Source organism: Cellulomonas sp. GbtcB1 (assembly GCF_019091725.1).
Taxonomy (GTDB): Bacteria; Actinomycetota; Actinomycetes; order Actinomycetales; family Cellulomonadaceae; genus Cellulomonas.
Window position 1 is genome coordinate 22,638 of record NZ_JAGXJG010000047.1, and the last position, 13,357, is coordinate 35,994.

The window sequence follows — 13,357 nt, forward strand, 5'->3', positions numbered from 1 at the left end:
CTGCTCCCCTCCGGCCGCCCCGCGGGCCCCCGCGATCGCCACGGCCGTCAGCGCAGCGCCGCGTCGTACCGGTCGAGCACGATCCGGGCCAGGTCCGGGTGCGGCGCGAGCGGCGCCGTCACGACGTCCGCGCCCGCCCCCGCGAGCGCACCGTGGAAGTGCCCGGGCGCCAGCAGGTACGCCGCGACCACCACCCGCCGGGCGCCCGCGGCCCGGGCGTCCGCGACCGCCGTGGCGACGTCCGGCCGCGCCGCGGCGCCGTAGCCCACCGTCACCGGTCCGGACCACCGGGCCCGCAGCGCGTCCAGCACCGCCCCGACGGCGACCACCGCCGCCGGGTCGCTGGAGCCCGCCGCCGCGAGCACCAGGGCGTCGTCGGCCGTCGCGCCCGCCTCGACCAGCCGGTCGACGAGCACGCCGGCCAGCCGGTCGTCCGGCCCGAGCGGCTCGGCGGCCACCGCGGGCCGGCCGGCGACCGCGGCGCCGATGTCGTGCCGGACGTGCACGCCGGTGGACAGCAGCAGCGGCGTGACGACGACGGCGGGCACGCCGTCCGGCACGGCGGGCGTCCCGGTGGCCCCCGCCGCCTCGCCCACCACGTCCCCCACCGCGGGCTCCTGCACGTCGACGAAGGCCTCGCGCACGTCCAGCCCCGGCCGGAGCCGCCGCACGTCCTCGACCAGCGCGCGCACCACCGCGCGCCCCGCGGCGCTCCGCGTCCCGTGTGCGCAGGCGACCAGCACCGGGGCGCCGCTCACGCCGGCACCAGCCCGGGCACGGCCGGCGCGGTCGCCGCGGACGGCCGCCGCCCCGGCACCGCCCGCGCGACCCCGCGGTGGCCCGGCTCGAGGAAGCCCTCCCGCGCCACCTCGCCGACGACGACCACCGCGGGCGACCCGACGCCCTGCTCGGCGCACCGGGCCGCCACCTCCCAGAGCGGTCCGCGCACCACCCGCTCGCCGGGGAGCGTGGCGGCGTGCACCACGGCAACCGGCGTCTCCGGGTCGACCCCGGCGTCCAGCGCCTGCGCCGTCAACCGGCCCAGGCCCGCCATCCCCATCAGCACCACCGCGGTGACGCCCGGCGCCCGCAGCGCCGCGAGGTCGACCTCCGTGAGCGCGCCGTGCCCGTTCACGACGTGCACCCGGTCCGCCGTGCCGCGGTGGGTCACGGGGATCCCGGCGGCCTCCGCCGCCGCGACCGCCGAGGTCACCCCGGGCACCACCCGGACCGGCACGTCCGCGGCGCGGCACGCCAGCACCTCCTCGCCGCCGCGGCCGAACAGGAACGGGTCGCCGCCCTTGAGCCGGACGACCCGGCGTCCGAGGCGGGCCTGCGCCACGAGCACCGCGTTGATCTCGTCCTGCGCGACCTGGTGCACGCCGGGCGCCTTGCCCACCGCGATCACCTCGACGTCGTCCCGCAGGTCGGCGAGCACGGCCGTCGGGCCGAGCCGGTCGGTGACCACCACGTCGGCCTGCGCCAGCAGCGTCCGGGACCGGACCGTCATCAGCGCCGGGTCGCCGGTGCCGCCGCCGACCAGGGCGACCTCGCCCGGCAGCAGCAGGTCCGGCCCGCCGGACGTCGGCCGGGACGGGCGCAGGTCCGCGCGGCCGCGCAGCAGCTCGGCCGCCACGTGGTCCCGGACCGCCGCCACCCGCGCCGGGTCGGGCCGCCCCGCCGACAGCACCCCCACGTGCACGCCGGCCGCCGTGACGGTCGCCGGGGTGCGCGCGGTGCCGCGGTCGGCGTCCGACGCGACGACGCAGAACACGCGCCGCTCCTCGGCCCACCGGGCGAGCGCGCCGTCCACGGCGGCGTCGCCCGTGCACGCGTGCACCAGCCACACCCCCGCGACGTCGGCCTCGGCCACGGGCCGCCGGTGCACGGTCGCGGCGCCCTGGGCCGCGAGCGCCACCAGGTCGTCCACCACGTCGGGCGCGACGACCCGCACCTCGGCGCCGGCGTCGACCGCGGCCCGGGCCCGGCGCGCCGCCACCGGCCCGCCGCCGGCCACGAGCACCCCGCGGTCGGTCAGGTCCAGGCCCAGCAGCAGGCTCACGGGGTCACCGCCACGCGCACCTCGTCGCCCACCAGCCGCACCGGGTAGGTGCGCAGGTCCACCGGCTCCTTGCCGACCGGGTCCAGGCAGGCGCCGGTCGCCAGGTCCCAGACCTGCTTGAACATCGGCGACGTGACCGTGGGCGCGCCGCCGACGTCGCCGACGATGCCGCGGCTCAGCACGTTGGCCCCGGAGTACGGGTCGCGCTGCTGCACGGCGAGCACCCGGTCGTCGGCGAGCCGGAACACCGCGATCCGGTGCTCGCCGACCAGGGCGCCGGAGCCGCGCTCGGGCAGCAGGTCGTCCAGCCGGCAGACGCGGACCTCGTCCGCCACGACGTCGCTGGTCACAGCGGGGCCTCCTCGAGGGTGCGGGCGACGCGCAGGTCGTGGTGGCCGTGCTCGCCGGGTCGGGCCGGGCGCGCCTGGCCCCGCTGCGGCACGTAGGCCAGGTCGGGGTCGGCGGCGTCGGGGTCGTTCAGGTACGGGGTGAACCGGCGCAGCTTCTCCGGGTCGTCGAGGGTGGCGCGCCACTCGTCGACGTAGCCCGACACGTGCCGCTCGACCTCCGCGTCGAGCTCCGCGCCGATGCCGAGCGAGTCCTCGACCACCACGCGGCGCAGCTCGTCGAGCCCGCCCGGGTAGGCCGCGACCCACGGCGCCGTGCGCTGCAGCCGGTCCGCGCTCCGGACGTAGAGGGCCAGGAACCGGTCGACCACCTGGACCAGCCGGTCGTCGTCCAGGTCCTCGGCCAGCAGGTCGGCGTGCCGCGGCGTGAACCCGCCGTTGCCGCCGACGTAGACGTTCCAGCCCTTCTCGGTGGCGATGACACCGACGTCCTTGCCGCGCGCCTCGGCGCACTCGCGGGCGCAGCCGGACACGCCGACCTTGAACTTGTGCGGCGACCGCAGCCCCCGGTACCGGAGCTCCAGGCGGACCGCCATGCTCGCGGAGTCCTGCACGCCGAACCGGCACCACGCCTGGCCGACGCAGGTCTTCACGGCGCGCAGCGACTTGCCGTAGGCCTGCCCGGACTCGAACCCGGCGTCGACCAGCCGCCGCCAGATCGCCGGGAGCTGGTCCTGGCGGGCGCCGAACATCGCGATCCGCTGCGCGCCGGTGACCCGGGTGAACAGGCCGAAGTCGCGGGCGACCTCCGCGAGCACGAGCAGCCGCTCGGGCGTGACCTCGCCGCCGGGCATCCGCGGGACGACCGAGTACGTGCCGTCCTTCTGCAGGTTCGCGAGCAGGTGGTCGTTGGTGTCCTGCAGCGGGGCCTGGTCCGGCTGCAGCACGTGGCCGATGCCGAGCGAGGACAGGATGGAGGCGACGACCGGCCGGCAGACGGCGCAGCCGCGACCCTTCCCGTGCGCGGCCACGACCTCGGTGAAGGTGCGCAGTCGCTCCGCGCGGACCAGGGCGTACAGCTCGGCGCGGGACATCGCGAAGTGCTCGCACATCGCGGAGGACACCGCGATGCCGGCCTTCTCCAGCGTCCGGTTCACGACGGTGGTCAGCAGCGGGACGCAGGAGCCGCAGACGGTGCCGGCGCGGGTGCACGTCTTGACCTCGGCGACGCTGGTGCAGCCGTGCTCGGTGACCGCCGCGCGGACGGTGCCCGCGGACACGTTGGAGCAGGAGCACAGCACCACGTCGTCCGGCACGTCGGTCTGCACCGGGGCGCCGCCGCCCTGCGGGGCGAGGAACGCGGACGGGTCGGCGCCGAGCGGGCGGCCCAGCATCGGGCGCAGCGCGGAGTACAGCTCGATGTCGCCGACGAAGACGCCCCCGAGCAGCACCCGGGCGTCGTCGGAGACGACGAGCTTGCGGTAGGTCTTCGCGACCGGGTCGGCGAAGGTGACCTCGAGCGCGCCCGGCGCGAGCGCGAGCACGTCGCCGAAGCTGGCCGCGTCGACCCCGACGCCCTTGAGCTTCGTCCCGTCCGCGGCCTTGCTGTAGCCCTTGACGCCGCCGCACAGCTGGTCGACGACGACGTCGGCCATCGCGTTGCCGGGCGCCACCAGGCCCGCGCACTCGCCCTCGTACGACGCGCACTCGCCGATCGCCCACACCGCCGGGTCGGAGGTGCGGCAGGCGGGACCGACCACGACGCCGCCGCGCTCGGCGACCACCAGCCCGGCCGCCCGGGCCAGGCCGTCCCGGGGCCGGATCCCGGTCGAGCAGACGACCACGTCGGCGGGCACCGTCTCACCGGTGGACAGCTCCAGGCCCGCGACCCGGCCGTCCTCCCCCGCGACCACCCGGGTCGCGGCGGCGGAGGTCCGCACGTCCATCCCGAGGTCCGTCACCAGGACGCGCAGCGCCTCGCCGCCGCCCGCGTCGAGCTGCACGGCCATCAGCCGGTCGGCGAACTCGACGACCGTCGGCGCGACGTCGAGGGTCTGCAGCGCCGCGGCGGCCTCCAGGCCGAGGACGCCGCCGCCGACCACGGCGCCCCGCAGCGGGCGGCCCAGCGCGGCAGCGCGGTCGGCGACCCAGGTGCGCAGGTCGGTGACGTCGCCGAGCGTCCGGTAGCAGAGCACGCCCGGCAGGTCGACGCCCTCGGTGCGCGGCACCCAGGCCCGGGACCCGGTGGCCAGCACGAGCGCGTCGTACGGCTCGACCCGTCCGGCGCGGGTGGTCACGGTCTGCGCGGCCAGGTCCAGCGCGACCACGGGGTCACCCGTCACCAGGTCGACCCGCGGGTCCGCCCACACCTCCGGCGCGAGCGCCAGGTCCGCGTCGGCCCGGCCGACGAACACCTCCGACAGGTGCACCCGGTCGTACGGCAGGTGCGGCTCCTCGCCGATCACCGTGAGGTGCCACTCCCCGGCGTCGGCCCGCGCGGCGAGCTGCTCCGCGAACCGGTGCGCGACCATCCCGCCGCCCACGACCACCACACGTCCCGGACCCGTGCGGGCCGTCCCCTCGCTGTGCATGCGGCAAGTTTTCGACGGACAGAGCCGTGTCTATTGGGCCGAACGGCCCAGGTCCTGGTCTTCGCGCAGGTCAGGGGTTCGCGAGGCGGTTCTCAGGCCTCCGCCGCCAGCGGCAGCCGCCGCACGCTCGCGAACCGCCGCTCCGCCCCGTCGACCGGGTCGGCGAACGCGATCTCCGCCGCGAGCAGCTGCAGCGGCGTGGAGAAGTCGTCGACCGGGACGTCCCGCACCACCGGGTACAGCGGGTCCCCGACGATCGGGATGCCGAGCCCGAGCAGGTGCAGCCGCAGCTGGTGCGTCTGCCCGGTGCGCGGGCCGAGCCGGTAGACCCCGAGGCCGTCGGGGCGCGTCGACTCCAGCTCCACCCGGGTCTCGGCGTTCACCGGCGCGCCCGGCACCACCTCCGCCTGCCACACCCCGCGCTCCTTGCGGATGTGGTTCCGCACGTCGACGGGCAGGTCCAGGTCGGCCCGCAGCGGCGCGAGGGCCCGGTAGGTCTTGCGCACCTCCCGGCGCTCGAACACCGTCTGGTACGCGCCGCGCCACCGCTGCTCGGTCGCGAGCATCAGCAGCCCCGAGGTCACCCGGTCCAGCCGGTGCAGGGGCGACAGCTCCGGCAGCCCGAGCTCGGCGCGCAGCCGGACGACCACGCTCTGCAGCACGTGCCGGCCCCGTGGGATCGAGGACAGGAACGGCGGCTTGTCGACGACCACCAGCCGCTCGTCCCGGTGCACGACGTGGATCGCGCCGGGCACCTCGGGCTCGTCGCGGAGGTCGCGGTGGAACCAGACGAACCGGTGCGGCCCGTACGGGTCGTCCGCGCGCACCGGGCGGCCGTCCTCGGCGACGAAGCGGCCGTCCGCGAGCATCGCCGCCACGTCGACCTGCTCGGGGAGCCGGTCGCGGAGCCAGCCGCCCATCGTGGTCCAGTGCGCGGGCCGCGTGCGGTCCCGGTCCGGGGTGCGCAGCCACGCGGCGGCCAGGCCGTGGCGCGGCGGCAGCGGGGAACGAGGGGGCACCGGCCGATGGTACGAGCCGCGCCCCGCGGGCCCTCAGTCCAGGCCGTCGAGGAACGTCAGCACCCGCTCCGTCGCGAGCTCCGCGCAGGCCGGGTCGTGGTCCGGGTGCCCGACCTCGGCGAACAGGTGTCCGGCGCACGGGTAGACGAACAGCTCGCCGCCGAACCCGACCAGCTCGTCCTCCGCCTCGGGCTCGCGCCACGGGTCGCCCTCGGCGACGTGCGCCTGCGCCGGGACCTCGTCGGGCCAGGTCGCGTCCCACCACGACGGGGCCACGGCGCCGTAGAGGAAGAACGCGCCGCGCGTGCCGGGCCGGGCGAGCGCCTGCTCGCCCGCACGGGCGGCGCCGAACGACATCCCGCCGTAGACGACCTCGGCGGGCAGCCCGGCGACGGCCTCGGCGGCGCGGCGGCCGAACACGTCCTCGCCGACGGACTCCACGAACGCGACGCCCTCGGCCACGTCGGAGTACGTCCGCCCCTCGAACAGGTCGGGCGTGTGCACCGTGTGCCCGCGCTCGCGCAGGAGGTCCGCGAACGCGCGGACCCCGGCCGTCAGGCCGCCGGAGTGGTGGAAGAGGACGACGTCGGCCATGCGGCGAGGCTACGCGGGCGCCGGTCCGGCCGACAGGGGTCCACGGCGCGTCACGGGGCGACGCGCCGGGCGCGCCAGCCGCCGGCCCCGCGCTCGGCCACCATCCGGTCGTGCGGGTCGGCCGACAGGTCGAGGCGATCGACCCGGTCCACGACGATCTCGACCCAGGCGAACCGGGCGAACCAGGCCGCCTCGTCGTCGTCCTGCGCGACGCGGCCGTCGACCGCCGCTCCGGGTGCCGTCGTCGTCGCGTACCCGCGGCGCGTGCCCGGGCCCAGGCCCTCCCACCGGCGCCGCCGCTCCGCGAGGTCGGCCACGACGGTCGCCTACCCGGCGAGGCGCACCTGCACCTGGGCCTCGTCGTCCCACAGCACGAGCGCGACACGCGGCTCGGCCCGGAGCTCGCGCACCTTCGTGGACCGCTCGTCCGTCGCGAACGCGAGCACGCCCCGCGCGGGGTCCCAGGCGCGCAGGATCACCGAGCGGACCTGCGGGGTGCCGTCCCCGGACACGGTGGCCAGGCCGGCGAGCGTGAACGCCGTCCGGCGGCTCGTCGCCGCGGCGAGGGCGTCCCAGACCGGGTGCAGCACGGGCGGCAGGTCGGCGGCGGTGTCCACGGCGCTCCTCGAGGTGGGGGTGCCAGCATCGCGCCTCGCGGTCCCGCGCGCAGGTCGCGGCGGTTGCGGCCCGCGGGCACTGCCGGTGGGATGGGGGCGGACGACGCCGCCGACCCCGAGAGGCCGTGATGAGCACCGACGCCACCCTGACCCCCGAGGACCTCGACCTGCTGCGCCGCCCGCTGCACGGGTTCCTCACCGTCGCCGCCGGACCCACGCCGCCGCAGCCGCGGCCCGTGTGGTTCGAGGTCACCGACGAGGGCACCGTCCAGCTGTTCAGCGAGGCGGACGCGCTCAAGGTGCGGCGCCTGCGCCGCGACCCGCGCGCCTCCCTCGTCGTCGCCGCGCCGGTGGCCGAGCGCGAGCACTGGGTCGCGATCGCCGGCCGGGTCACGATCGAGCCCGACGGGGCCCACGAGCTCGCCGAGCGGCTCGCGCAGCGGTACTGGGACCTGGACGACCCGGCCCGGCAGGAGGACCTGGCGGGCGTGCTGCGAGACGACCAGGTCCGGCTGGTGCTGCACCCGGAGGACGTCCGGCGGCTCGTGTACTGACCGCCGTCGTGCGTCCGCTCAGCCGGCCCGGACCGCGATGCCCGGGTAGTCGAGGACGAGCCCCGCGTCGTCGTAGGTGAGGACCGCGCGGAACGCGCCCCCCTGCGACGTGTAGTCGAACCGCCCGTCCGGCCGGCGGCAGTAGGTCTGCTCGAGCCGGACGACCGCCAGGTCCTGCGCCCGGATGTAGACGGCCGGCGCCGCGACCACCTCGCCGACGCGCAGGTCCAGCCGGTGCACCGGGAGCGTGTTCGTGCAGGCCGACGCCTCCAGGTCGACGTCCACCAGCCCGTCGAGGTGCGGCGCCGGGGCGTCGTCGACCGTCCAGGTGCCGTCGCCGTCCGACCGGACCACCGTCGACCGCGGTCCGTCGACGGCGTCGGACCACACGCGGGCCTCCCGGGTCCGCCAGCCGTCGTCGAGCGCGATCTCGTACCGGACCGCGTACGTCCGGCCGTCCTCGAGCGCGGACGTGTGCCCGCGCAGCCGCCCCGGCGTCGGGTGCACCACCTCGAAGCCGTCGACCGCGTCGACGAACCGCCACGCGGCCGACGTCGGGAGCGCCGCGAACGCCGCCGGCACGGGCTCAGCCCCCGACCAGCGCGTCGTACGCCGCGCCGAACCGCGCTGCGCGCTCGCCGTAGTGGTCGGCGTGCTCCGGGCGCGGCTCGTACGTCGCCCCGGTGGCGCGCGGCGCCCGCTCGACGTCGGGCGCGAGGACCCCCAGCGCGAGCAGCGCCGTCCCCCGCTGCGTCGCCCGCTTCCGCGTCACGTGGGTGACCGGCCGGCCGAGCACGTCCGCCAGGACCTGCAGCCACCCCGGCTGCTCGCCGCTGACCCGCCCGGAGGCGGCGACCTCGACCACGCCGGGCGCCGCCGGGTGCAGCTCGTCGGCGACCCGCGCGTACGTGAGCGCGACTCCCTCCACGATCCCGCGGTACAGGACGTCGGGGGTCGTGGCCGCGGAGACCCCGGTGAACGCGGCGCGGGCCCCGCCGGCCCAGCCCGGCGCGCGCTCGCCCGTGAGGTACGGCAGCACGAGCGGCGTCCCGTCCGCGGGCGCGGCGGCGAGCACCGGCGCGAGGTCCTCGCTCAGCCGTAGCGTCGCCTGCGCCCAGCTCACCGCACGCCCGACGTCGTTGATCGCCCCGCCGAGCAGCGTCCGCCCTGCCTCGACGCGGTAGTTCCACAGCCCGAACGGCAGCGGGTCCGCCGGCCCGTCGACCAGGACCCGGAGCGCGCCGGAGGTCGCCGTCGACGCGGTCATCACGGTCGCGTCCGTCGCGCCGGAGCCGACGTTGCTGGCGTAGCCGTCGGTGATCACCGGGAACCAGGCGGCGCGGGCGAGCGCGGGCCAGCGGGCCGGGGCGGTGGGCGTCACGGCGTCGGCCGTGTCCCGCGGCGGGGAGAACCGGTCGGGGTCGGCGCCGACCGCGGCCAGCAGCTCGGCGTCCAGGGCCCCCGTGCGCCGGTCGAGCAGCCCGGTCCACGCCACGGTCGACGTCCCCGCCAGCGGCTCGCCCACGAGCCGCGCGTACACGTACTCGCCGAGCGACCACCACGCGGCCGCCGCGGCGGCGACCCGTGGGTCGGCGGTCGCGAGCCAGCGCAGCCGGGGCGCGTGGTAGCTCGTGTGGATCCGGGTACCGGTGCGCTGCTGCACCGCGTGCTCGTCGAGCTCCTCGCGCAGCGCGGCCACGGCGGCGGCGCTGCGGGAGTCGGCGTAGGTGAGGCACGGGGTCAGCGCGCGACCCGCGGCGTCGACCCCGATCAGCGACGCGGCGAACGTGTCGAGCGCGACGCCTGCGATCCGGGTGCCGAGCCGGCGGTCCCCGGTCACGGCGTCCAGCACCTGCCCCACCTCGTCCGCGACCTGGTCCGGGTCGATGACCGAGGTGCCGTCCGGGGCGACGGTGAACGCGTGCGGGACCTTGTGCTGCAGGCCGTGCACCGGGCGGCCGGTCGCGTCGTGCACGCCGCCCCGGGTCGCGGTGGAGCCGATGTCCATCGCGACCACGAGCGGGTCGAGCGCGTCCTCGAGGGCGACGTCGTCAGCGGTGCGGGCCATCAGGAGATCCTCGTCGTCGGCGGCGCGGGTCCCCTCGACCCTAGCCGCGGGCCGGGCGCGGCTCCTGCCGAGTGCGGCCGGCCCGCAACGGCACCGCACGCCACCAGGTCGCACACCGCAGCACCCACTCGACCGGGCCGTACGCGCACCGCCGCAGCCATGCCCGGCTCAGCAGGGACTGGGCCACGATCAGCGGCACGCACAGCAGCACGACCGGTGTCACCGTCGCCATCGACCCGAAGTCCACCACCCGGGCCGCGGCCGCCAGGACGACCGCCGCCCCGACGTACCCGCTGAGCGCCATCCGGCCCAGCGGCTCGAAGAACCAGGCGATCGCGCGCCGCGCCGGGGTGCGCCAGAGCAGCGCGAGGCCGGTCGTCCAGAGCACCGCCACCACGAGCCCGGCGACGCCGCCCGCGGTGGTGAACCGCGGGTCGCCGGGCTGCGTCAGCTGCCACGCCAGCGCGGGCAACGTGAGGACCGCCGCGGCGGCGCACACGAGCGCGACTCCGCGGGTGCGGGTCTCGAGCGCCCGCGGCAACCCGTACGCCGCGGCCCCGGCCCCGGCGAGCACCAGGCCGGGCGTCGCGGCGAGACCGCCGCCCGCGAGCGCGTAGGCCGCGCCTGTCAGCGCGACCCCGAGACCGAGGACCACCGCGCGCGGGACGAGGGCCACGACCGGCAGGACGAGCAGGCCGACCACCCCGTACTCGACCAGGATGTTGCCGGGGTAGACGACCATGAGCGCCGCGCCGATCAGCGCCACCGCCACCATCCGCCGCGCGGGCACCACCCAGGCCCGTGCCGCGCGCCGCCGGGCCCCCGCCAGCACGAACCACAGGCTCATGCCGAACAGCAGCTCGAAGATCGGCACGAACCGGGTCTGCACCGCGAGGTGCAGCGCGTCGCGGACGGGGTCGGCGACGGCGACGCCTGCGCGGTGCGTCGTCGCCTCGGTGAGGTCGACCGCGTTGACCAGCAGGATGCCGAGGAGCGCGAACCCGCGCAGCGAGTCGAGGAACCGCCAGCGGGACGGCCGCGGGTCCGGGGCGGGCAGGGCGGGCGCGGCGGGCGCGAGGACGGCGCGCGACGGGGACGGGTGCGGCATGCCCCCAGGTCACCACCACGGGTGGCCTGCGCGGATCAGCCCGCGGGACCGACCCGGGCGGGCGAGGTCCCACCGCGGCACGACCGGGTGTCGGCCCTGGGTCCTACGCTGCGGGGCATGACGATCTCGTCGGCGCAGGCGCTGGCGTGGCGGCTCGGCCGGCAGCACCTCGGCTCCGGCGCGGCGTCCGCCGCCGAGGTCGTGCGCCGACTCGGGGCGGTCCCCGCCTGGTCCGGGGACCCCGACCTCGCGGTGCGCCGCCGGCTCGCCGACCCGGCCCCGGACGCCGTCGCGGCCGCCGTCGCCTCGGGCGACCTGATCCGGACGTTCGCGCTCCGCGGGTCGACCCACCTGCTCGCGGCGGACGAGGCCGGCGTCCTGCTGGCGGTCCGGACCGCGAGCCGGCAGTGGGCGCTGCGCAGCTGGCAGGAGCACTACGACCTGCGGCCCGACGACTGGCCGGCGCTGCTCACCGCGGTGCGCACCGCGCTCGCCGACGGGCCCCTCGACCGGGAGGCGTTCGCCGCCGCCGTGACCGCCGTCCCGCGGTTCGCGCATCTCGGGCCCGCGCTGCTGCACCCGAGCATGACGCTGCTCAAGCCGATCGCCTGGCACGGGGAGCTGTGCTTCGGCCCCGCCGAGGACGGGCGCCCGACGTTCGCCTCGCCCGCTGCCAGCCCCGCGTGGCGGGGCCTGCCCGACCTCGACGAGGCGGGGCACCGCGCCGTCGTCGGCTACCTGGCGGCCTACGGGCCGGCGACCCGGGCGAACCTGCACTACTGGCTCGCGGACGGGCTGAGCGCCGGCCGTCGCAGGGTGGAGCGCTGGACCGACGAGGCGCTCCGCGACGCGGCCGCCGAGGTGCCCGTCGACGGCGAACCCGCGCTGCTGCTGCGGGAGCACGTCGCCGAGGTCGAGGCCACGGAGCCGACCGGCGCGGTGACGCTGCTCGCCGGGCACGACCAGTGGGTGCTCGGGCCGGGGACCGCCGACACGCGCGTGGTGCCGGCGGCCCGGCGACCCGGGGTCACGCGCGGCGCGGCCCTCGTGCTGCACGGCGGGGTGGTCGCGGGGACCTGGGCGGCGCGGCCGGGCGCGGTCGAGGTGACCTGGTTCCCCGAGGCGGGGGCGCCGCCGGCGGACGCCCTCGAGGCGGAGGCCGCCCGGCTGGGAGACCTGCTCGGGCACCCGGGCGAGCTCCGCCTCACCACGGGCTGAGACACCGCCCGACGGCACGACCGCCCGGGGTCCGGCCCCTCGGACCGCTGGTCAGGCCACCGGCCCGCGCGCCCGCCGCCGGCTCACCCAGAGCCGCACCCGCCCGGCCAGCGGCGACCCCAGGACCCCCGCCGCCTCGCGCAGCACCCGGTCGACCAGCGCCGCCACCTCCGGCAGGTCGACCCGGGCGTCCACCTTCACCTCCCCGCCGAGCACCAGGCCCGCGCGCTCCCGGCGCACGGCGAGCCGCGCGCCGCGGACCCGCGGATCCGCCTCCAACCGGTCCTCCGCCCCCCGGGCGACCGCGCCGGGGTCCACCCGCAGCCGCTCGCCGGTGCGGGACCCGGGCAGCGCCTGATCGGGCAGGCCGCCCGGCGGCAGGTGCCGGAGCAGCCAGAGCACGCCGAGCACGATCAGCCCGACCGCGGCGACCGCGCACGCACCGGCCCACCAGGACCGGCTCGTCGCCGAGACCGCACCGCCGACGTCCACCGTCGACGGGTCCAGGCCGACCGACCCCACCCGCACCCCGGACGTCCAGCCGGCACCGGCGGCGAGCGCGAGCCCGCCCACGACGAGCAGCAGCAGGCCGAGCACGGTGAGCACCGTGCGGTCGAGGCCGGTGCCGCGGCGCGCGCTCATCGCCCGGCCCCGCTGTCCCGCACGGCGACGCGGACGCGCGGCACCGGGTCGAGCCCGGCCAGGCGGTCCTCGACCGCGGAGCGCACCTCCTCGGCCAGACCCGGCGCCCCGGTCCCGAGGACCCGGACCTGCACGGACCGCGCCGTCGCCGTCGACGAGACCCGCAGCACCCCGTCGACGTCCTCCGCCGTCGCCGACGACAGCCGCGCGACGTCCTCCGGGCCCAGCCGGGCGGCCGGCGCCTCGCGCAGCCCCACGTCGGCCGGGCCGCGCCGCCACGCGGCGACCAGGAGCAGCAGGCCCAGCACCGCGAGCACGGGGCCGGCCACGGCGACCGTGGTGTCGACCGGGCGCCCGTCGACGGCCCGCAGCACGCCGGGCAGCCACGCCTGGGACGGCCGCAGGCCCAGCAGCGAGGCGGAGGCCAGCGCCTCCCGCGCCAGCACCAGACCCGCGAGGACCAGCAGCTCCGCCACCGCCAGGTCCCGCGTCGTCGTGATCTTCATGGCCTGCTCCTCCCCGGGCACGACCCACACC

At 78.0% G+C, this 13,357-nt stretch carries 15 protein-coding genes; 2 read left to right on the top strand and 13 right to left on the bottom strand.

Annotated features, from left to right (window positions below):
• Nucleotides 1–47: 47 nt before the first annotated feature.
• From KVT14_RS15365 to KVT14_RS15400, 8 genes are all read right to left on the bottom strand, one after another.
• Nucleotides 48–758 carry a sirohydrochlorin chelatase gene (locus tag KVT14_RS15365; RefSeq protein WP_217616459.1) on the bottom strand — a complete coding sequence of 237 codons (711 nt, stop codon included), beginning with the start codon at nt 756–758 and terminating at the stop codon, nt 48–50.
• Entirely contained in the window at nt 755–2,062 is a 1,308-nt protein-coding gene (gene cobA, locus KVT14_RS15370; RefSeq protein ID WP_217616460.1) for a uroporphyrinogen-III C-methyltransferase, read from the bottom strand. Before cobA ends, KVT14_RS15365 begins: the two co-directional genes overlap by 4 nt.
• Complete coding sequence (nirD, locus tag KVT14_RS15375; protein WP_217616461.1) at nt 2,059–2,412, bottom strand: nitrite reductase small subunit NirD; 354 nt, start codon at nt 2,410–2,412, stop codon at nt 2,059–2,061. Before nirD ends, cobA begins: the two co-directional genes overlap by 4 nt.
• Nucleotides 2,409–5,000: a nitrite reductase large subunit NirB gene (gene nirB / locus KVT14_RS15380; protein WP_217616462.1), complete on the bottom strand. Its 2,592-nt coding sequence runs from the start codon at nt 4,998–5,000 to the stop codon at nt 2,409–2,411. Before nirB ends, nirD begins: the two co-directional genes overlap by 4 nt.
• A 92-nt stretch (nt 5,001–5,092) precedes the next feature.
• Nucleotides 5,093–6,019, bottom strand: coding sequence for a pseudouridine synthase (locus KVT14_RS15385; protein WP_217616463.1), 927 nt, complete (start codon nt 6,017–6,019; stop codon nt 5,093–5,095).
• A 33-nt stretch (nt 6,020–6,052) separates the two neighbouring features.
• Entirely contained in the window at nt 6,053–6,613 is a 561-nt protein-coding gene (locus KVT14_RS15390; protein WP_217616464.1) for a dienelactone hydrolase family protein, read from the bottom strand.
• A 50-nt stretch (nt 6,614–6,663) separates the two neighbouring features.
• Nucleotides 6,664–6,930 carry a hypothetical protein gene (locus tag KVT14_RS15395; RefSeq protein WP_217616465.1) on the bottom strand — a complete coding sequence of 89 codons (267 nt, stop codon included), beginning with the start codon at nt 6,928–6,930 and terminating at the stop codon, nt 6,664–6,666.
• Nucleotides 6,931–6,939: 9 nt separating this feature from the next.
• A complete protein-coding gene (locus tag KVT14_RS15400) occupies nt 6,940–7,230 on the bottom strand; it encodes a pyridoxamine 5'-phosphate oxidase family protein (protein WP_217616466.1) in 291 nt (96 codons plus the stop codon).
• A gap of 128 nt (nt 7,231–7,358) precedes the next feature.
• Here KVT14_RS15400 and KVT14_RS15405 point away from each other — a divergent pair, with 128 nt between their 5' ends.
• Entirely contained in the window at nt 7,359–7,784 is a 426-nt protein-coding gene (locus KVT14_RS15405; RefSeq protein WP_217616467.1) for a pyridoxamine 5'-phosphate oxidase family protein, read from the top strand.
• Between the two features lie 18 nt (nt 7,785–7,802).
• Here the strand turns inward: KVT14_RS15405 and KVT14_RS15410 are convergent, their stop codons facing one another.
• Genes KVT14_RS15410 through KVT14_RS15420 form a run of 3 tightly spaced genes read right to left on the bottom strand, consistent with a single transcriptional unit; the run spans nt 7,803 to nt 10,960 of the window.
• Complete coding sequence (locus KVT14_RS15410) at nt 7,803–8,366, bottom strand: putative glycolipid-binding domain-containing protein (RefSeq protein WP_217616468.1); 564 nt, start codon at nt 8,364–8,366, stop codon at nt 7,803–7,805.
• Nucleotides 8,367–8,370: 4 nt separating this feature from the next.
• Complete coding sequence (locus KVT14_RS15415; RefSeq protein WP_217616469.1) at nt 8,371–9,852, bottom strand: gluconokinase; 1,482 nt, start codon at nt 9,850–9,852, stop codon at nt 8,371–8,373.
• A gap of 40 nt (nt 9,853–9,892) precedes the next feature.
• A complete protein-coding gene (locus KVT14_RS15420) occupies nt 9,893–10,960 on the bottom strand; it encodes a DUF418 domain-containing protein (RefSeq protein WP_217616470.1) in 1,068 nt (355 codons plus the stop codon).
• Nucleotides 10,961–11,077: 117 nt separating this feature from the next.
• On the opposite strand from KVT14_RS15420, the gene KVT14_RS15425 reads away from it, so the two are divergent.
• Complete coding sequence (locus KVT14_RS15425; protein WP_217616471.1) at nt 11,078–12,178, top strand: crosslink repair DNA glycosylase YcaQ family protein; 1,101 nt, start codon at nt 11,078–11,080, stop codon at nt 12,176–12,178.
• 51 nt (nt 12,179–12,229) lie between these two features.
• On the opposite strand, the gene KVT14_RS15430 is transcribed toward KVT14_RS15425, so the two are convergent.
• Both KVT14_RS15430 and KVT14_RS15435 read right to left on the bottom strand, forming a co-directional pair.
• On the bottom strand, nt 12,230–12,820 hold the full coding sequence (locus KVT14_RS15430; protein WP_217616472.1) for a hypothetical protein: 591 nt from the start codon (nt 12,818–12,820) through the stop codon (nt 12,230–12,232).
• Nucleotides 12,817–13,357: DUF6286 domain-containing protein (locus KVT14_RS15435; RefSeq protein ID WP_254631024.1), on the bottom strand; the 541-nt coding region annotated here is incomplete at its 5' end. The genes KVT14_RS15435 and KVT14_RS15430, both read right to left, overlap by 4 nt.

Bases quoted from the DNA above. Each gene is read 5' to 3' on its own strand.
- nirB (WP_217616462.1), bottom strand. From the start codon at position 5,000: ATGCACAGCGAGGGGACGGCCCGCACGGGTCCGGGACGTGTGGTGGTC.
- KVT14_RS15390 (WP_217616464.1), bottom strand. From the start codon at position 6,613: ATGGCCGACGTCGTCCTCTTCCACCACTCCGGCGGCCTGACGGCCGGG.
- KVT14_RS15405 (WP_217616467.1), top strand. From the start codon at position 7,359: ATGAGCACCGACGCCACCCTGACCCCCGAGGACCTCGACCTGCTGCGC.
- KVT14_RS15415 (WP_217616469.1), bottom strand. From the start codon at position 9,852: ATGGCCCGCACCGCTGACGACGTCGCCCTCGAGGACGCGCTCGACCCG.
- KVT14_RS15420 (WP_217616470.1), bottom strand. From the start codon at position 10,960: ATGCCGCACCCGTCCCCGTCGCGCGCCGTCCTCGCGCCCGCCGCGCCC.
- KVT14_RS15425 (WP_217616471.1), top strand. From the start codon at position 11,078: ATGACGATCTCGTCGGCGCAGGCGCTGGCGTGGCGGCTCGGCCGGCAG.
- KVT14_RS15430 (WP_217616472.1), bottom strand. From the start codon at position 12,820: ATGAGCGCGCGCCGCGGCACCGGCCTCGACCGCACGGTGCTCACCGTG.